Annotated in this window: 19 protein-coding genes and 1 pseudogene; 8 read left to right on the top strand and 12 right to left on the bottom strand. The window is 72.5% G+C overall.

All coding sequences use genetic code 11. The annotated features are described in order from the left end of the window. Positions 1–9 precede the first annotated feature (9 nt). The 3 genes from ABD437_RS19395 (at position 10) to ABD437_RS19385 (ending at position 2,008) form a co-directional block, all read left to right on the top strand. A complete protein-coding gene (locus ABD437_RS19395; RefSeq protein ID WP_344650275.1) occupies positions 10–759 on the top strand; it encodes an aspartate/glutamate racemase family protein in 750 nt (249 codons plus the stop codon). A 62-nt stretch (positions 760–821) separates the two neighbouring features. After that, positions 822–1,529 (top strand): GntR family transcriptional regulator, encoded by a 708-nt coding sequence (locus ABD437_RS19390; RefSeq protein ID WP_344650274.1) that lies wholly within the window; start codon positions 822–824, stop codon positions 1,527–1,529. An 8-nt stretch (positions 1,530–1,537) separates the two neighbouring features. Continuing rightward, positions 1,538–2,008: a GNAT family N-acetyltransferase gene (locus ABD437_RS19385; RefSeq protein ID WP_344650303.1), complete on the top strand. Its 471-nt coding sequence runs from the start codon at positions 1,538–1,540 to the stop codon at positions 2,006–2,008. Here ABD437_RS19385 and ABD437_RS19380 read toward each other — a convergent pair. Beyond that, positions 1,995–3,074 (bottom strand): MBL fold metallo-hydrolase, encoded by a 1,080-nt coding sequence (locus tag ABD437_RS19380; protein ID WP_344650273.1) that lies wholly within the window; start codon positions 3,072–3,074, stop codon positions 1,995–1,997. The two genes, ABD437_RS19385 and ABD437_RS19380, sit on opposite strands and share 14 nt — an antisense overlap. A gap of 58 nt (positions 3,075–3,132) precedes the next feature. Between ABD437_RS19380 and ABD437_RS19375 the strand changes: the two genes are divergently transcribed. Beyond that, positions 3,133–3,738, top strand: a complete 606-nt coding sequence (locus ABD437_RS19375) for a TetR/AcrR family transcriptional regulator (protein ID WP_344650272.1) — start codon at positions 3,133–3,135, stop codon at positions 3,736–3,738. On the opposite strand, the gene ABD437_RS19370 is transcribed toward ABD437_RS19375, so the two are convergent. Then, positions 3,735–4,340, bottom strand: coding sequence for a TetR family transcriptional regulator C-terminal domain-containing protein (locus tag ABD437_RS19370; RefSeq protein ID WP_344650271.1), 606 nt, complete (start codon positions 4,338–4,340; stop codon positions 3,735–3,737). The two genes, ABD437_RS19375 and ABD437_RS19370, sit on opposite strands and share 4 nt — an antisense overlap. Positions 4,341–4,543: 203 nt before the next feature. Continuing rightward, positions 4,544–4,984, bottom strand: coding sequence for an Hsp20/alpha crystallin family protein (locus tag ABD437_RS19365; RefSeq protein ID WP_344650270.1), 441 nt, complete (start codon positions 4,982–4,984; stop codon positions 4,544–4,546). Positions 4,985–5,133: 149 nt separating this feature from the next. On the opposite strand from ABD437_RS19365, the gene ABD437_RS19360 reads away from it, so the two are divergent. The 4 genes from ABD437_RS19360 to ABD437_RS19345 all read left to right on the top strand — a co-directional run bounded on the left by ABD437_RS19360 (position 5,134) and on the right by ABD437_RS19345 (position 10,244). Beyond that, positions 5,134–5,805, top strand: a complete 672-nt coding sequence (locus ABD437_RS19360) for a TetR/AcrR family transcriptional regulator (RefSeq protein WP_344650269.1) — start codon at positions 5,134–5,136, stop codon at positions 5,803–5,805. After that, entirely contained in the window at positions 5,799–7,535 is a 1,737-nt protein-coding gene (locus tag ABD437_RS19355) for an ABC transporter ATP-binding protein (protein ID WP_344650268.1), read from the top strand. The genes ABD437_RS19360 and ABD437_RS19355 overlap by 7 nt, the downstream gene beginning before the upstream one ends. Then, the gene (locus ABD437_RS19350; protein ID WP_425558185.1) at positions 7,532–9,568 is read left to right on the top strand and encodes an ABC transporter ATP-binding protein; all 2,037 of its coding nucleotides are present in this window, start codon (positions 7,532–7,534) and stop codon (positions 9,566–9,568) included. The genes ABD437_RS19355 and ABD437_RS19350 overlap by 4 nt, the downstream gene beginning before the upstream one ends. A gap of 85 nt (positions 9,569–9,653) precedes the next feature. Beyond that, entirely contained in the window at positions 9,654–10,244 is a 591-nt protein-coding gene (locus ABD437_RS19345; protein WP_344650267.1) for a DedA family protein, read from the top strand. Positions 10,245–10,267: 23 nt separating this feature from the next. Here ABD437_RS19345 and ABD437_RS19340 read toward each other — a convergent pair whose 3' ends face one another. The 9 genes and pseudogenes from ABD437_RS19340 to ABD437_RS19300 all read right to left on the bottom strand — a co-directional run bounded on the left by ABD437_RS19340 (position 10,268) and on the right by ABD437_RS19300 (position 18,209). Next, positions 10,268–10,624: a VOC family protein gene (locus tag ABD437_RS19340; RefSeq protein WP_344650266.1), complete on the bottom strand. Its 357-nt coding sequence runs from the start codon at positions 10,622–10,624 to the stop codon at positions 10,268–10,270. A gap of 86 nt (positions 10,625–10,710) precedes the next feature. Continuing rightward, on the bottom strand, positions 10,711–11,571 hold the full coding sequence (locus ABD437_RS19335) for a hypothetical protein (RefSeq protein ID WP_344650265.1): 861 nt from the start codon (positions 11,569–11,571) through the stop codon (positions 10,711–10,713). Next, entirely contained in the window at positions 11,568–12,095 is a 528-nt protein-coding gene (locus tag ABD437_RS19330; RefSeq protein WP_344650264.1) for a SigE family RNA polymerase sigma factor, read from the bottom strand. Before ABD437_RS19330 ends, ABD437_RS19335 begins: the two co-directional genes overlap by 4 nt. A gap of 62 nt (positions 12,096–12,157) precedes the next feature. Next, on the bottom strand, positions 12,158–12,838 hold the full coding sequence (gene mftE / locus ABD437_RS19325) for a mycofactocin biosynthesis peptidyl-dipeptidase MftE (RefSeq protein WP_344650263.1): 681 nt from the start codon (positions 12,836–12,838) through the stop codon (positions 12,158–12,160). Next, positions 12,835–13,404 carry an FAD-binding protein gene (locus ABD437_RS19320; protein WP_344650262.1) on the bottom strand — a complete coding sequence of 190 codons (570 nt, stop codon included), beginning with the start codon at positions 13,402–13,404 and terminating at the stop codon, positions 12,835–12,837. The genes mftE and ABD437_RS19320 overlap by 4 nt, the downstream gene beginning before the upstream one ends. Further along, positions 13,401–15,373 (bottom strand): annotated as a pseudogene (locus ABD437_RS19315) (mycofactocin system FadH/OYE family oxidoreductase 2). The gene ABD437_RS19320 and the pseudogene ABD437_RS19315 overlap by 4 nt, the downstream one beginning before the upstream one ends. 1 nt (position 15,374) lies before the next feature. Next, positions 15,375–16,244, bottom strand: coding sequence for a vWA domain-containing protein (locus ABD437_RS19310; RefSeq protein ID WP_344650261.1), 870 nt, complete (start codon positions 16,242–16,244; stop codon positions 15,375–15,377). Between the two features lie 141 nt (positions 16,245–16,385). Then, positions 16,386–17,318: an AAA family ATPase gene (locus tag ABD437_RS19305; protein ID WP_344650260.1), complete on the bottom strand. Its 933-nt coding sequence runs from the start codon at positions 17,316–17,318 to the stop codon at positions 16,386–16,388. Positions 17,319–17,369: 51 nt separating this feature from the next. Further along, entirely contained in the window at positions 17,370–18,209 is an 840-nt protein-coding gene (locus ABD437_RS19300; protein WP_344650259.1) for a mycofactocin-coupled SDR family oxidoreductase, read from the bottom strand. Positions 18,210–18,211 lie beyond the last annotated feature (2 nt).

The raw sequence follows: 18,211 nt of genomic DNA, 5'->3' as shown, positions 1-18,211 counted from the left end.
GGAGGATCAGTGCGGATCCAGGTCGTGAACCCCAACACCACCGAATCGATGACCGCGACGATGGGCGCGTGCGCGCGGGCGGTGGCCTCGGTCGGCACCACGGTCGAGGCCGTCACCTCCCCGATGGGGCCGGTGTCGATCGAGAGCCACTACGACGAGGCGCTCGCCGTCCCCGGCCTGCTCCGGGTCGTCGCGGCGGGCGAGCGGGACGGCGTCGACGGCTACGTGGTCGGCTGTTTCGGCGACCCCGGTGTCGACGCCGCCCGCGAGCTGGCCCACGGCCCGGTGCTCGGCATCGCCGAGGCCGCGATGCGCACCGCGGTGCTGCTCGGCCGGACGTTCAGCGTCGTGACCACGCTGAGCCGCACGGCCGGGCGCGCCTGGGAACTGGCCGCCCGGTTCGGCCTGGCGCCGCAGTGCCGCCAGGTGCGTGCCTGCGAGATCCCGGTGCTCGAGCTGGAGCGGCCCGGCTCGAACGCCGAGTACCGCATCACCGAGGAGTGCCGCCGCGCCGTCGACGAGGACGGCGCGGACGTCGTCGTCCTCGGCTGCGCGGGCATGGCCGACCTCTGCGCCCGGATCGGCGCGGCGGTCGGCGTGCCGGTCGTCGACGGGGTGGCGGCGGCCACCAAGATGGTGGAGAGCCTGGTCGCGCTGGGGCTCACGACGAGCACCCGACTGGAGTTCGCGCCGCCGCCGACCAAGCCGTACACCGGGCTGCTGAGCTCGTTCTCACGGGAAACGGGAGCAACAATCTGACGCGAATCGACACTCCCTCGAAACGGATCGGGCCTACCGTGTCTGCAACCCGGGAGGCGCGCATGGCACCCAAGAGACGGCACTCGTATTTCGCGGGCAAAGTCACGGCGATACCGGGCGCCTCCCAGGCCGAAGTGCTCAACGAGCTGCGCCGGGTGATCCTCGCCGGCGAGGTGCCCCCGGGCGTCCCGATCCCGGTCGGCGAGGTCGCGGAGCGCTTCGGCGTCAGCCCGATCCCGGTACGCGAGTCGCTGATGACGCTGATCGGCGAAGGCCTGGTCGACCACCGTCCCCGCTCCGGCTACACGGTCGCCCAGCTCACGCTGGCCGAGCTGCGCGAGGTCTACGTCGTGCGCCGGGTGCTGGAGGCGGCCGCGCTCGCCGCCGCCGTGGTGGCCGCCGATTCCGCCGACGACGTGCGCGCGGCCGAAGCGCTCGCCGCCCTGGAGCGCGCGGTGTCCGACGACGACTCGGCCGCCTACCACCGCGAGAGTCGCCGGTTCCACATGGCCCTGCTCGCACCGGCCGGGATGCAACGCCTGCGTTACGTGCTGGAGTCGGCGTGGAACGTCACCGAGCCGTGCCGCCCGATGGCGTACATCGGCGTCGAGGAACGTGCCGCCCTGCACGCCGACCACCACGCCATGCTGACCGCCTTCACCGCCCGCGACGCGAAGTCCCTGCTCGACATCTCCGCCACGCACCACCACCGCCTGGAGAACTCGATCGCCGACCTGCCCCCGGAGACCGGATTGTTCGCGACCCCGTGATCGTCGCGATGACCGGGCGGCACGCCGAGGCGGTGCTGGAGATCTACCGGGCCGGGATCGCGACGCGCCAGGCCACGTTCGAGACCGTGGTGCCGCCGTGGGCCGAGTTCAGCGCCGCGCGGTTGCCGTCGCACCGGTTCGTGGCGGTGGCGGGCTCCACGGTGCTGGGCTGGGTCGCCTGCTCGGCCGTGTCCCGGCGTCCGGCGTACGCCGGTGTCGTCGAGCACTCCGTCTACGTGCGGCCGGACGCGGGCGGGCGGGGCGTCGGCGGGCGCCTGCTCGACGCGCTCGTCGAGTCCTGCGACCGGGACGGCATCTGGACGATTCAATCCGCGGTGTTCCCGGAGAACACCGCGAGCCTGGCGCTGCACGCGCGCCGCGGGTTCCGCGTCGTCGGCACCCGGGAACGCATCGGCCGGCTCGACGGCGTCTGGCGCGACACCGTCCTGATCGAACGGCGCAGCCCTACGGTCGAGTGACCCGTGGCGCGCCGCCCTCGGTGGGCGGCGCGATCCAGGTGAGGTCGCCGCGGTCGACCAGGTACTGCACGTGGGCGGCCGTCTCGCCGAGCGCGGCGAAGCGCATCCGGCCGATCTCCTCCCACGGCCGCGACCAGGTCAGCCCCTGCGCGATGCTCCACAGCGTCGGCTCACCCAGCGACCGCACCACCGCGACCAGTTCCCGGCAGCGCTCCTCGTGGTGCGCGATCAGGTCCGCCGTCCGCGCGGCCAGGCCGCGGAACCGGTACTCGTGCGCGGGCAGCGCGTCGTGGTCGTCGTAGGCCCCGACCTTCTTCAGCGACGCCAGGAAGTCCGCCAGCGGCTTCGCGTCGGTCTTCGGGCCCAGGCCGATGTTGGGGCTGATCCGGGGCAGCACGTGGTCGCCGGTGAGCAGCGTCCTGGTCTCCTCGTCGGCCAGGCAGATGTGCCCCGGCGTGTGCCCCGGCGTCCACACCGTCCGGACCCGCCGGCCCGGGAGCGGCACGAGCGCGCCGTCCTCGAGCAGCACGTCCGGCTCGGCCATCACGAGGTCGGGCTCGTAGCGGGGGTCGAAGCTGCCCAGCAGGGCGTCGATCTCCTCGTCCGAGGTGCCGGACATCCGCAGGATCCGCGTCATTCCCGTGCGCCGGATCTCCGACGTGGTCGCGCCCATCCGCTGCGGCATGCTCTCGGCCTCGGCCGGGTGCATCGCCACCCAGGCGCCGGTCTCCTCGCGCAGCCGCAGCGACAGCCCGTGGTGGTCGGGGTGCACGTGGGTCGCGACGACCCCGAGCACGTCGGACGGGCCGTACCCCGCGGCCGCGAGCCCGGTGGTCAGCGCGGTCCAGGTGTCCTCGTCGTTCCAGCCCGGGTCGACGATCACCACGCCGCGCTCGCCGGGGAGCAGGTAGCTCAGCGTGTACCGCAGCGGGTTGTCGGGGATCGGCACCGGCACCGACCAGACGCCACCGGCGAGTTTCTCGACTCCCGGCAGCTCCCGCCGCCCCCAGGCCGCCTGCTGCTCGGTTCCCAGCACCACGAACCCGCGCGTTTCAGTTGCTGCCACGCGTCCATTATTATCCGACGACAGTCGTCGGCAATACGGCAGGGGAGGTGCCCCGGCAGTGACGCGCACCACCCGAGGGCGTCCGCGTGACCCCGCGGTGGAGCGGCGCATCGCCGCGGCGGCGCTGACGATCTACGGCGAGGTCGGCTGGGCCGGCTTCAACTTCGAGTCGGTCGCACGCGCCGCCGACGTCAGCCGGGACTCGCTCTACCGGCGCTGGACCGACCGGCGCGCGCTGCTCGTCGACGCGATCGGCCGGGTGCCGCCACCCCCGGCCCCGCCGGCCGGTCTCTCACTGCGCGACGCCCTGGTCCGGGCCGCGCTGAGCAGCCTCGAGCGGTACCTCGCGCCGGGCGGCCACGCGCTGATCCGGCTCTACGTCGAAGCGCCGCAGGATCCGGAGCTGCTCGATCTGTTCCACCGCGAGGTCGTCACGCCGGCCGTGCAGGCCGCGCGCCAACTTGTCCGCGACGCGATCGCGGTCGGTCAGCTCCCGGCCGACGCGTCCCCCACCGCGATCATCGACAGCGTCTTCGGCGCCGTCCTGCTGCACGTGCTCGTCACGCCGGTGGAGCTCCGTCCCCGGATGATCGAGCAGGCGCAGCCGTACGTCACCGACGTCGTGGACATGACGCTGCGCGGGGCGTACTACCGCGGGTCCTAGACCGGCGCCGGGGTGTTCCAGCGCAGGTGGGCCTCGGCGAACCGGTCGCAGATCTCGACGATGCGTGCCTTGTCGACCGGGCGGTAGCCGACGACCGCCCGGATCGTCAGCCCGTCGAGGAGCGCGGAGAAGCCCTCGACGAACGTCTCCACGTCCAGGTCGGCGTCCAGCTCGCCGGTCTGCACCCCGTACTCCAGCACCTCGCGGACGAGCCCCTGCCAGCCGGTCTCGAGCTCGGTGATCAGCTGGTGCACCGCCGGGTCGTGCACCGCTTCCGACCAGGCCTCCAGCCACATCATCAGGTTGCTGTCGCGCAGGCCGCTCGGTGCGGCGGCGTCCACCAGCCAGCGCCAGCGCTCCTGCGCCGTGGCCAGCTCCGCGAACGCGGACTCGGCCCGTTCCCGGAGGTCGGACTCGACGATCCGCAACGAAGCCATGAACAGGTCGGTCTTGCTCTCGAAGTAGTAGAGGAGATGGGCGCCGGTCATACCCAACCCCGCTCCGATGTCCGCCAACCGAGCGTTGCGAACTCCGTGCTCGCTCAACACGGAAATTGCCGAGCGGGCGATCTCGCGGCTTTTGCCCCGTCGCTTCGTCGTCATTGCTATGTGACCCGTTTCGTCGCCTGAGGACGCTGAACGCTTCCCCAAACAGTGATATCGCACCGGAGAGCGGTCGTGGGGTCACACAGCGAAGCGGAACAGCGCATCTCCCGAACGCAGGATGGCCCCTTAGTTCGTTCGGTCTATTACATATGGGCGAGGCCGGGCCCAGGGGGCCCGGCCTGTACTAATGACGCACCGGATCAGGCGGTGTGGTCCACGGTGGACGCTGCCGCCGTCACGGCGATCCGGCGGGCCTCCGGCCGCTCCGGCGCGGTGTGCGCACCCGCCACCCGGACGCTCAGCACGCCCTGGTCGTACGACGCGGTGACCGCGTCGGCGGCGACGTGCTTCGGGAGGCGGAACGTCCGCCGGAAGGAGCCGTAGCGGACCTCGCTGAACGAGTTCCCGTCACGCGCGTCCTTGCGCTCGCCGCGCACGACGAGCTTTCCCTCGACGACCTCCACGGTGACGTCGTTCTCGACGTCGACGCCGGGTACCTCGAGGCGGACGACCGCGTCGTCCCCGTCGCGGGTCACCTCGGCCGCCGGGGTGAAGGCGGTCTCGGTCGGCCCGAACGAGCGGCGGACCAGCGCGTCGAACTCGGCGAACGGGTCACGGCGGGTCCAGAGAGTGATGCTCATGGCGTTCTCCTGACTGTCTCTGACCGGCGAAAACCGGCTCACGTGTCATGAAACTTGAGCGGGGTCGACTCAATTCCCACGGTGGCCCGGATCACATTGCGCAGTCCGAAAATTTGCGGAGCCCGCAAGAACGCGACTATCGTGGGGCCATGTCCGACGGCGAGATCCCGTTCGTCACCATCGAGCAGCACCCCTCCGGCCTGGTCACCTGGCGGGAGCGCAAGAAGCAGGCCACCCGCGAGGCGCTGGCCGACGCGGCGTGGAAACTCGCCTGCGAGGTCGGGCCGGAGAACGTCCGGGTCGACGACATCGCGGCGGCGGCGGGCGTCTCGGCACGCACGTTCAACAACTACTACTCCAGCCGCGAAGAGGCGATCTTCGCGCAGCGGATCCGCTGGGCGGAGGAGTTCTTCCACCGGGCCTCGCGAGCCCGCCCGGCCGATGCGCCGCTCCACGACGTCATCGCCGGCGCCCTGCTCGAGGTCCACGAGGGCCGAAGCCCCGACAAGGCGACGATCCGGCTGATCGCGGCCACCCCCACGATGCAGTCGGAATACCTCCGCCACTCGGTCATGACCGAGTTCGCGCTGGCCGAGATCGTCGCGCAGCGCACCGGCTGCGACCAGCTCTCGGCCCGGGTCGTCGGCGGCGCGTACGCCCTGGCCATCCGCGCCGCGAGCGAATATTGGCTTCGCGACGACAGCGATCTGCCGTTGACTGACTTCCTGCGTACCGCGCTCGACCGGGTCGCTCCCGCGGCCCGAGACCTGGAGGCGAGCGTGCGCGCGTCCCACCCGCACCGAGAGGCTGAGCCGTGCTGATCAGGCTGTTGCGGACGCACCTGCGTCCTTATCGACGGTCGCTGACCGTGGTCGTCGTGCTGCAGTTCCTGCAGACGCTGGCGATGCTCTACCTGCCGACGCTCAACGCCGACATCATCGACTACGGGGTGGTGAAGGGCGACACCGCCTACATCATGCGCATCGGCGGCCTCATGCTGGCGATCAGCGTCGGGCAGATCGTCTGTGCGGTGGGCGCGGTCTACGTCGGCGCGAAGGTCGCGATGGCCCTCGGGCGCGACGTGCGCGGCGCGGTGTTCGACCGGGTGCAGTCGTTCTCGGCCCGGGAGGTCGGCACGTTCGGCACCCCGTCGCTGATCACCCGCATCACCAACGACGTCCAGCAGGTGCAGATGCTGGTCGTGATGACGCTGACGATGGTGATCGCCGCCCCGGTGATGTGTGTCGGCAGCATCCTGCTCGCCCTGCGCCAGGACGTGCCGCTGGGGTCGATCCTGCTGGTCGCGCTGCCGGTGCTGGTCGCGGTCATCGGCGTGGTCATCGCCCGGCTGGGGCCGCAGTTCCGGATCATGCAGGTCAAGCTCGACGACATCAACCGGGTGCTGCGCGAGCAGATCAGCGGCATCCGGGTGATCCGGGCGTTCGTCCGCGAGCCGTACGAGCGCACGCGGTTCGCCGAGGCCAACGACGAGCTCTACGACGTGTCGCTGCGCGTCGGCCGGCTGCTGTCGGTGATGTTCCCGTCGGTGATGGTGGTCGTGAACGTGTCGAGTGTGGCCGTGCTCTGGTTCGGCGGGCACCGCATCGACTCCGGCGACATGCAGATCGGGGCGCTGACCGCGTTCCTGAGCTACCTGATGCAGACGCTGATGTCGGTCATGATGGCCACGTTCATGTTCATGATGGCGCCGAGGGCGCAGGTGGGCGCGGAGCGGCTCAGCGAGGTACTCGACACCGACACCACGGTGGTGCCCCCGTCGGCGGCCACCCCGCTGCCCGAGGCGCGCGGCCGGTTGGAGCTGCGCGGCGCCTCGTTCCAGTTCCCCGGCGCCGAGCACCCGATCCTGTGCGACGTCGATCTGGTCGCCGGCCCCGGTGAGGTCACCGCGATCATCGGCAGCACCGGAGCCGGCAAGACCACGTTGCTGAACCTGATCCCCCGGCTGGCCGACGTCACCGCGGGGGCCGTGCTGGTCGACGGGGTCGACGTGCGCGAGCTCGACCCGGCCGACCTGTCCCGGGTCATCGGGCTGGTACCGCAGCGGCCGTACCTGTTCACCGGCACGATCGCGTCGAACCTGCGGTACGGCAACCCCGAGGCCACCGATGAGCAGCTCTGGCACGCGCTGGAGATCGCGCAGGCGGCGTCGTTCGTGCGTGGCCTGCCCGAGGGGCTCGACGCGCCGATCGCGCAGGGTGGGTCGAACGTGTCCGGCGGGCAGCGGCAGCGGCTCGCGATCGCGCGTGCGCTCGTGCACGAGCCGGAGATCTACCTGTTCGACGACTCGTTCTCGGCGCTCGACTACGCCACCGACGCCGCGCTGCGTGCCGCGCTGGCCCGCGAGACCACCGACGCGACGGTCGTGATCGTCGCCCAGCGGGTCAGCACGATCCGCACGGCCGACCGCATCGTCGTGCTCGACCGGGGCCGTGTCGTCGGCACCGGCACCCACGCCGAGCTGCTGGAGACCAACGACACCTACCGCGAAATCGTCCTGTCCCAGCTCACCGCCCAGGAGGCGGCAGCATGACCGGCCCGTCGACCAACGGAACCAGCCCGAACGGCAGCGCGAAGAGTGCCGACGGCGGGGTCGCCACCGCCGTCGGGGAGCGGCCGAGCGCCGCCCGCGGGCCCGGTGGGGCTCCCGGCCCGGGCCCGGCCCGGTTCATGTCGGGCCCCGGCGAGAAGGCGCTGGACTTCAAGAGCTCCAGCCGACGCCTGCTCGCCACGCTCCGCCCCGAGCGCCCGCTGATGGGCCTCGGCCTCGCGCTGGCCGCCACCAGCGTCGCGCTCTCGGTGACCGGCCCGAAGATCCTCGGCCACGCCACCGACCTGATCTTCGCCGGCGTAATCGGCCGCCAACTCCCCGCCGGTCTCACCAAGGAGCAGGCCGTCGAGGCCCTGCGCGACCGCGGCGAGACCACCATGGCCGACCTGATCAGCCACATCGACGTCGTCCCCGGCCAGGGCATCGACTTCGGCGCGGTCGGCCGGGTGCTGCTGATCGTGCTCGGCATCTACCTGGTCGCGTCGCTGTTCGCGCTGCTGCAGGGCCGGGTCACGACGACGATCGTCCAGCGCGTGGTCTACCGCCTCCGCGAGGACACCCAGTCCAAACTCGCGCGGCTCCCGCTCAACTACTTCGACCGCCAGCCGCGCGGCGAGATCCTGTCCCGCGTCACCAACGACATCGACAACCTGGCCCAGACCCTGCAGCAGACGCTGAGCCAGGTGATCATCTCGCTGTTCACGATCGTCGGCGTGCTCGGCCTGATGTTCTGGATCTCCCCGCTGCTGGCCCTGATCGCGCTGATCACGATCCCGCTGTCCACCTGGGTCGCCGGGGTGATCGGCAAGCGGGCCCGGCCGCAGTTCATCGGTCAGTGGTCCACCACCGGCAAGCTCAACGGCCACGTCGAAGAGGCGTTCACCGGTCACGCGCTGGTCAAGGCGTTCGGCCGGCAGGACGAGACGCGCGCGGTCTTCCAGGCCCAGAACGAGGCGCTGTTCCAGTCCAGCTACCGGGCGCAGTTCATCTCCGGCCTGATCCAGCCGGCGATGATGTTCATCGGCAACGTCAACTACGTGCTGGTGGCGGTCGTCGGTGCGCTGCGGGTGGCGTCGGGTGCGCTGACCCTCGGCGAGGTGCAGGCGTTCATCCAGTACTCGCGGCAGTTCAGTCAGCCGCTCACGCAGGTGGCGAGCATGGCCAACCTGCTGCAGTCGGGCGTCGCGTCGGCGGAGCGGGTGTTCGCGCTGCTCGACGCGCACGAGCAGGACCCCGACCCGGAGACGCCGGCCACGCCCGAGCGCGTCCGCGGCCGGGTGGAGTTCGAGCACGTGAGCTTCCGCTACGCGCCCGACAAGCCGTTGATCGACGACCTGTCGCTGAGCGTCGACCCCGGGCAGACCGTCGCGATCGTCGGCCCCACCGGTGCCGGCAAGACCACGCTCGTCAACCTGCTGATGCGCTTCTACGAGGTCACCGGAGGGCGGATCACGCTCGACGGCGTCGACATCGCATCGATGTCGCGGGCCGATCTGCGTGCCGCGACCGGCATGGTGCTGCAGGACGCCTGGCTGTTCGGCGGCACGATCGCCGACAACATCGCCTACGGCTCCCGGCGGGACGTCACCCAGGCGGAGATCGAGGACGCCGCGGTCGCCACCCACGTCGACCACTTCGTCCGGACGCTGCCCGACGGCTACGACACGGTGCTCGACGAGGAGGGCTCGAGCGTCTCCGCCGGCGAACGGCAGCTGATCACGATCGCCCGTGCGTTCCTGGCCGAACCGGCGATCCTGATCCTCGACGAGGCCACCAGCTCGGTCGACACCCGCACCGAGCTGCTGATCCAGCAGGCCATGAGCTCGCTCCGTCAGGGCCGCACGAGCTTCGTGATCGCGCACCGCCTCTCCACCATCCGCGACGCCGACCTGATCCTGGTGATGGAGAACGGCAGCATCGTCGAGCAGGGCACCCACACCGACCTGCTCGCGGCCGAGGGCGCCTACGCGCGGCTGTACTCGGCGCAGTTCGCGCAGCCGGTCGCGGACGTCTGAGGGTTCGTCCCTAGCCCTCCGGAGCCAGGGACGCACCACCGCGCAGCGTGACGACCGGCGGGCCGCCGGTCGGCACGCTGGTGGCATGCACCTGGAGCTCCTGACCTCGCCCGTCGTCTACCCGCTGGTGTTCGGGCTGACCCTGCTGGACGGGTTCGCGCCCGTGGTGCCGTCGGAGTCGGCCGTGATCGCCGCGTCGTCGTTCGCGGTGTCGGGGCGGCCGGTGCTCCTCGTCATCGTGCTCGCGGCCGCGGTCGGGGCGTTCGTCGGCGACCACATCGCGTACGGGCTGGGCCGCCTGCTCCTGGGCCGCGGTCCGGCGGACACCGGCGGGCGGGTGCGTCGGCTCGGGCGGCTGGGCCGGTGGCTCTCGTCGCTGGCGGAGCGGGCCGCCGGACGGCTCGGGAGCGGCGCCGGGGTGGTGATCCTGACCGGCCGTTTCATCCCGTGCGGACGGCTCGCGGTGACGCTGGCGTGCGGCGCGGGGCGCTACCCGCTGCGCCGGTTCACCGCCTGGACGGCGGTGGCGACCGCGGCGTGGGCCGTGGTCACGGCGCTGCTCGGGTACGTGGGCGGCGTCGCGTTCGCGGAGACGCCGTGGCTGGGAACAGTGGCCGGGCTGAGCCTGGGCCTGGTGGTCTCGTCGGTGCTCGCCGCCGTGTCCCGCCGCCGCTGAGTACGGCGGCGGGACACCGGGGATCAGTGGCGCGGCGGCGCGTACAGCTGCAGGTCGTTGCCCTCGCTGTCCTTGAACGGCACGATCCGGCCCCACTCGTGGTCGCTGATGTCGCCGGTGAACCGCACCCCGGCGCCACGCAGGCGATCCACTTCGGACTCCAGCTCGCCGTCCGGGCGGAAGCTGATCACCGCACCGCCGTCGGCGTGCTGGGACACCCCCTCCCGGGCGTTCAGCCCGATCCGCAGGCCGCCCGCGTCGAGCTCGCTCCACTGCGGCTGCTGATCGGTCAGCTCCAGGCCGAGCACGTCGCGGTAGAACCCGACGGCCCGCTCCATGTCGTCCACCGGAACCCATACCGAAGCGACACCCGTGGCCATAGTTCCCCCTTCACTCGGAACGGTCGTATCTGACCTTCTCCGACATCAGATCACCGCCCCGGCCACCCCGCATCTCGAGCGCCGCGCTACTTCGCGGGCTCGGCGCCGGACTTCTGCGGAGCGTCCGACTGGTCGCGCCGGTAGTCGGCCGGTGGCTCCAGGCGGAACCGTTCCAGCTCCGCCTCGGAGCGGGGCACGAACGTGTAGTCCCAGGTACTGACGTCAGCGGTGGAACCGCCCGACGGCGTGTACCGCTCGACCGTGCGCACCAGGTCGTAGCTCGACGCGTCGACCCACAGGTCGATCGCCGAGCCCCGGCGCTCGACCACCGACCGCAGATGCACGGTGGCCCGCCCGTCCAGCGACTCCTCCCCGACGAGTGCGAACGCGCCCTCTTTCCGCAGGGCCGCCTGGATGTCCTCCTTCGACCACCCCTCGGAGTTGCTGTCGGCCCGGTACGTGATGGCCCACCACGTGCGTGTGGTGTGGTCGATCACCGTGAACGTCGCCCGCTCCCCGGTGTGGGTGATCAGTGCGTCGACGCCGTCGCCGTGCCGACGCCAGTCGCCGGTCGCGCCGTCCCACCACTGTTCCTCGTCGCGGGTCTCGCCGTTCGCGGTGGTGCGCGTCCGCACGTACGTGACCTTCGACTTGTTCCGGTCGATCGCGTCGCTGGCCTGCGCCACCACGTAGCCGACCGGCCGCACCGTCACCTCGGCCGGCGCCGGTGCCGTCGGCGTTCCCGTCGGCGGGGTCCCGGACAGCAGGGCGACGCCGGTCACCGACGCGGCCAGCGTGAGGCCTCCCACCGCGAGCGCCACCCCCCGGCGTGCGGTGCGCCGCCGGCGGTGGGCCCGCTCGGCCGCCGCCACCAGCGCCGCGCCGTCCAGGCGCACCCCCGCGACCCGGGACCGCATCGCGACCGACAGTTCCTCGTCCAGCCTCATGCCCGTGCTCCGTTCGTGGTGCGGGGCCGCTCGACGGCCCAGTCGTTCGTGAGTTCTCGCAGCCGGGCCAGCCCACGTGACGTCGCGGACTTCACCGTGCCGATCGAGCAGCCCAGCTGCTCGGCCGCCTCGGCCTCGGTCAGGTGCTCGAAGAACCGGAGCACCAGCACCGCCCGCTGCTTCGGCGGCAGTTGCGCCAGCGCGCGGAGGAGCGCGTCACGCAGGTCGAGCGTCGCGGTGCCGTCCGGGACGGCTTCGGTGTCGACCGCGGTGAGCACTTCGGGGCGCCGGCTCCGGCGGCGCCAGGTGTCGACCGCGAGGTGGTACAGGATCCGGCGCACGTACCCCTCGGGGTCGCCGTCGATCGTGTGCCAGCGACGCATCACGCGCTCGATGGCGGCCTGGAGCAGGTCCTGGCCGGCGTCCCGGCCGCCGGCCAGGAGGATCGCCGTCGCCAGCAGGGCGTCACCACGGTCGGCGACGAACTCTTCCAGGCCGGCGAAGGCTTGCGGTTTCCCGCGCACGGGCAACTCCTTCCGTCGCCCACCAAGTACGCCGCCGGACGCGGAAAGGTTGCTAGCCCCCGTTAGACGCCGTCCTCGCCGAGCCAGCGGGACACCGTGGTCGCCAGGTCGTCGGTGGCCTCGGTGAGCAGCCGGGCGCCCTCGTCGGCGTCGGCGCCGGACGGGTCACCCAGGACGCCGTTCTCGGTGACCGGCCGGAGGCCCTGCTCACGCATCACCGGCAGCAGCTCGGCGAGCGCAGCGGTGTTGCCCGGGGACGCCCGGTCCAGGCGCACCCGTGCGGGGTCCAGGGCCAGCTGCACGGACGTCTCGGTGCGTCCCGCGTGGGCGTCCCCGCGCCAGCGCGGCGCCCAGGCCAGCGCGTCACGGCCCTCGCTCCGCAGCCGGCGCACCGCCCGGTTCACCGGGATCGCGTTGCCGCCGTGGCCGGAGACGAACAGGATGCGGCCGAACGTCTCGGTGGCCGAGCGTCCGAGCTCGAGCAGCACGGTCTCGATGGCCGACGGTCCGATCGAGAGCGTGCCGGGGAAACCCTGGTGCTCCCCCGACGACCCGTACGGCATCGCCGGCGCGACCAGCACGTCCTCGCGCCGTGCGGCGAGCGCGCGGGCGAGCGCCACGGCCACGTCGGTGTCGGTGGAGAACGGGAGGTGCGGGCCGTGCTGCTCGGTCGACCCCACCGGGATCGCCAGGACACCCGCGCCGGTGATCTCCGGCCACACGCGGTCGGCCAGTTCGCTCATCCGCAGCATTCTTCCAGGTAGGCGAGGACCGCGGAGGCGGCCTGCGCCGCACTGGCCGGCGGGACGGCCCGCACCGGCCCGATGGGCACCCCGGTGACCGCCCGCAGCCGCTCGGTCACCGTCCCCCTCGACCGGCGGACGTCGGGCGAGCGGACGTCGGGCGAGCGGACGTCCGCCCGGATGCCCCGACGCGTGCCACGCAGGCGCGGGGCCAGTTCGGCCAGGAGCGCGGCGGCGTCGGTGCACAGCGGCAGCGTGGCGCGCGCCAGCAGCGGGGCCGCCGGGTCGGTGTTCACCGCGATCACGTGCACCGGATCGCCGATCTCGTGGTACGTGGTGCCCGCGACACCGAACCCCAGGTAAAGCACCGGGGCGATCGTGACGCCGGACGCGCCGACGAGCCGCTCGGGGCCGAACCAGCCCGCGTCCACGAGCGCCCGGCTGGCCCCCACCTCGCCCCCGAGCGCGTCGGCCACGTCGGCGAGCAGCGCGCGCACCGCCCGGGGCGAGCCGCCCAGCAGCCCGCCTCCGGCGCCCACCACCACCGGGGCCCGGCCGAGGCTCACAGCGCCGCCGCCACGCGCTCACCCTCCAGCACGGCGGCGTGGGCGCGTCGGGGGGCCAGGCAGTCGCCGATCCGGTGCACCGGGAAGGGAGCGTTACGCAGCGCGCGCCAGAGCGTGTCGTCGGCGCGCGGGTGCACGGAGGTCACGACCCAGTCGACGGTGCGGACCCGCTGGGCGCCGGTCGGATGGTGGGCCAGCACCACACGCAGGCCCCCGCGCTCCTCGTCCGCGGACGACACGGTCACGTCCGGGGTGCACACCACCCCGCGCGACGCGGCCGCGATCGTCCAGAGCTCCAGGTCCAGCGTGACGCCCAGGTCCTGTCCGACGATCATGCCCGGCGTGGCGATCTCCACCCGGCACCCCCGGTCGGCCAGGAGCTCGGCCACCGACGTGCCCTCGTGGAACCCGAGTTCGTCGTAGACCAGCACGTTCCCCGACGGGGCCACGCGCCCGGACAGCACCAGCCGGACGTCGACCACCCGGGGCGAGGCGCCCCACGCCGGCCGCACCGGCCGCGCGCCGGTCGCGAGCACGAGCGCGTCCGGCGCCGCGGCGCGCAGCGCCTCCGGGCTCGCCTCGACGCCGAGGCGCACCTGGCCCGGGCCCGGCTCGGGGAGCGGGCGGCTGGCGACGACGAGGCCCTCCGGCTCGACGATGCCGGGAAGGACNNCGCCAGCGAGCGGGTCAGCTCCCCGAACTCGGCCCGGCTCGGCACCGACGCGGCGAGCGGCACCACCCCGCCGAGCTGCTCCGACCGTTCGTACAGGGTGACGGCGTGCCCCCGCTCGGCCGCGGTCACCGCGGCACGCATCCCGGCCGGCCCGCCGCCGACGACCACCACCCGCTTCCGGCGCCGGGGCGCGCCCACCAGCCGGGACGCCCCCGACGGCGCGGCCTCGTGGCCGGCGGCGGGGTTCACCACGCAGCCGATCCAACGGTTGAAGCCGACCCGCCCCACGCACTCCTGGTTGCACGACAAGCAGGTGCGCGCCTCTTCCCCGGCGGAGAGCCAGGACGGATCCGCGATCTGCGCCCGGACCGCGCCGATCAGGTCCGCCGCCCCCTCCCGCAGCGCCTTCTCGGCCTGGGCCGGGCTCTTGAACCGCCCCACGCCGACGACCGGCAGCGCCACCGCCGCCCGCAGCGCGGCCGGGATGTGCAGTGCGTACCGCGGCGGCACGCGCATGCTCGCCTGGATCAGGAAGAGCGTCTCGGTCGCCAGCCCGATCGAGGTGTTCAGGTAGTCGACCTGCCCGGTGGCCTCGACCGCCCGGGCCGTGGCCACGGCCTCGTCGACGGTGATCCCGGCCTCGATCATCTCGTCGCCGCCGAGCCGCACCCCCAGCACCGGCGACGGCCCGATCGCCGCCCGCACCGCCGCGATCACCTCGCCCAGGAAGCGGAACCGCTCCCGGTAGGCGTCGGTGCGGTGGTTCGTCGCCCCGGACAGGAACTGCCGGATCAGCGACGAGTGCGACGCCTGCAACTCGACCCCGTCGAACCCGCCCTCGACGCACCGCACCGCCGTCACGGCGTAACCGGCGACGATGTCCGCGATGTCCGCCGCGGAGAGCGGCCGGGGCACCTCGCGGAACAGGGCGTCGGGCACCGGGCTGGGCGCCAGCACCGGCTGCCGGGTATACAACCCCGACGACTGTCCACCGTTGTGGTTGAGCTGCGCGAACACCGCGGCACCGGCGGCATGCACGGCGCGGGTGAGCGCCCGGTGGCCCGGCTGGTCCCGGTAGCCGCGGATCGTCTTCTCGTAGGCCCGGTCCGAGGGGTGCACGGTGTGCTCCTCGGTGACGACCAGCCCGGCCCCGCCCGCCGCCCGGGCCGCGTAGTAGGCGACGTGCTGGTCGGTCACCTCGCCGTCGACGGCGAAGTTCGTCAGGTGCGCCGAGAACACGACCCGGTTGCGGAGGGTCAGCCGACCCAGTCGCAGCGGAGTCGCCAGCGAAACCACGTCAGGACCCGAAGATCGACGACAGCGCGGGCGCCACGTCCCGGTGGGAGTGGATCGGCCGGAGCCGTCCGCGGCCGGCGTGGGCCAGGTCCCGGCCGAGCTCCAGGTCGTGCTCCCCCGGCGGCGTGCCGACGTCGAGCAGCACGTCCAGGCGCGGCAGCCGGGCGGCCAGCGGGCGCGGGTCGGGGCCGGCGTTGTGCACGCAGTCCGAGAGCAGGAGCACCCGGGCGTCGCGGGCCGGTACCCGGGCCAGCTCGCGCGCGGCCAGCTGGAGCGGGAAACCGACGTTCGTCAGTCCTCGCGCCGGCACCGACAGCAGCAGATCGAGCAGGTCGATCGGGCGTGCCGCCCGCCCCAGCGGATGCAGCACGGCCGCGTCCGACCAGAACGCGATCACCGCGAGGTCGTCGTCGGCGAGTTCACCGGCGACCGCGCCCACGGTGGCCGCCGCGGTCCGGATGCGCTCGCCCTTCATCGACCCCGACACGTCGACGACGAGCACGACCGACCGCCGGGTCTGTACCCGTTCACGCACGATGATGCGCCGGTCGACGCCCGACTCCTCGTCGGCCTCGTCGGGGTTGCCGATCAGCGCGTCGAGGGTGCGATCGAGGTCCAGGTCGGCGGAGCCGTCCCGGTACGGGAGCGACGCCAGGCTACCGACGCCCCGGTGCGTGCGCCGGTCCCGGCGCGGACGACGCAGCGACAACCGGGCCGCGATCTCCCGGGCCCGGGCCCGCACCACCGGATCCGGCCCGTTCGCGTCCGGGTCGAGAACCACGTGCGCGGCGTCCTCGTCGGTCGTCCCCGGCGCGACACTGCCCGGCAGCTGCGGTGCGTTCCTCGTCGGCCTGCCGCGCCCGGTGAGCACCCGTCCCGAGCCGCTCGACGACCGCGACGGGCGGAACTCCGTCGGCTCCTCGTCGAGCTGCTTCGGTTTGCGCTTGAGCGGTCGGCCCCGGCCGTTCGTATTCCGCTGTCTCGTGACCGGTGAGTCCGCCTCGACGGCTCTTCAACCCGGCTGCGCCGCCGCGGGCTGGAGGATGAACCGGTCCTCCCAGAGCTCCCGGACGACCCGCTCCGGTGTCGTGTCGGCGGCCTCGTCGAGGTGGATCCGACCCGAGAGGGCGACCAGCATCGCGTCGAGGAAGAGCTGCGCGTACGGGTCGGTGGACGCGCGGGTCACGTCCCCGTCGACCGCGAGGCCGCGCAGCGTGCCGAGCTGTATCGCGACGAGCGCGAGGTCGATCGCGCCGCGGACGCTGGAGCCCTGGCGCACGTCGGGGTGCTCGCGGGTGGCCCTGGTGACGGCGACCGCGTCGGCCACCAGGTCGGAGTCGGCCTGGCACCCGGTGCGCAGCGCGACGATCCCGCGTTCGGCGTCGTCGTTCTGGTAGTCGACGGCGAGCCGGCACAACCGGTCGTGGACGCTGGAGGACAGCCGCGTCGTGCCCACGTTGTCGTACGGGTTCATCGACGCGATGATCCGGAACGTCGGCCGCGCCTCGATCGTGCCCACCCGCGGGATCGAGAGCCGCCGGTCGGCCATCGCGGTGAGCAGCGTGTTCAGCGTGTCGTCGGGAGCGCGGTTGAACTCCTCGATGTAGAGGAAGCCGCCCTGGCGCATCGCCTCGGAGAGCGGACCGGGAACGAAGTTGTCCGCGCTGTAGTCCTCTTTGAGCACCCGTGCCGGGTTGTGGTGGCCGACCAGCTTGGCCGGGGTGAGGTCGGCGTTGCCCTCGACGAACAGCAGCGGGATGCCCCACTCGGCCGTGATCGCGGTGAGCATCGTCGTCTTGCTGGTGCCGGGCGGACCTTCCAGGACGATGTCCCGGCCGGCCGCGACGGCGGCGAGCACCAGGTCGAGCTCACGTTCCCGGCCGACCAGCCGGGCACCGACCCGGCCCCGGGCCGCGACCACGTCAGGGGTGGCGTATGTGGTCATTCGTTATCCTTTGACGGTGGCCGGCCCCGTCGCCGGGGCCGGCCGAGGGTCTTACTTCGTGGTGTATCCCGCGTCGACCTTCAACTCGAGACCGGTGACGTACCGGGCCTCGTCGGAGGCGAGGAACAGCAGCGCGTTGCTGATGTCGATGGGCTCGACCCACGGCACCGGCAGCGCGTTCGTGCTCTGGAACACCGGCGCGGCCTGCTCCTGCGTCGGGTGCTCCTGGTCCGGCAGGAACAGCTTGAATGTCGTCTCGTTGAGGATCATGTCGGTGGCCACCCCGGTCGGGTGGATGCTGTTGACGCGGATGTTGTGCTCGGCCAGTTCCAACGCGAGCGTCTTCATCAGCCCGACGACGCCGTGCTTGCTCGCGGTGTAGGGCGCGACGTTCGGCGTGCCCTTGATGCCGGCGGTCGAGCTGGTGAGCACGATCGAGCCGCCGGTGCCCTGCGCGATCAGGTGCGGGATCGCGGCCTTGACCGTGTGCCAGACGCCCTTGAGGTTGATGTCCAGCACGTCGTCCCAGTCGCTGTCGCTGACCTCGTGCGTCTTGTCGCTGTGCAGGAAGATGCCGGCGTTCGCGCTGACGATGTCGACGTGGCCGAGCTCGGCGACGCCGGCGTCGAGGGCGTTCTTCAGGGCCGCGTAGTCGCGGACGTCGACCTTGCTGGCGATGATCCGCCGGTCGAGGGCTTCGACCTGCTTGACGGTCTCGGCGAGGTCGGCCTCGGTGGCACCCGGGTAGAAGCGGGTGACGCTGGGGATGTCCTCGGCGACGTCGACCGCGATGATGTCGGCGCCTTCCTGAGCGAGCCGTAACGCGTGGCTACGGCCCTGGCCGCGGGCGGCGCCGGTGATGAAGGCGACTTTTCCCTCAACACGTCCCATGG

Source organism: Cryptosporangium japonicum, from assembly GCF_039524755.1.
GTDB lineage: Bacteria > Actinomycetota > Actinomycetes > Mycobacteriales > Cryptosporangiaceae > Cryptosporangium > Cryptosporangium japonicum.
The sequence above is the reverse complement of the archived record's forward strand: the minus strand, read 5'-3'. Positions and strand labels throughout refer to the sequence as shown.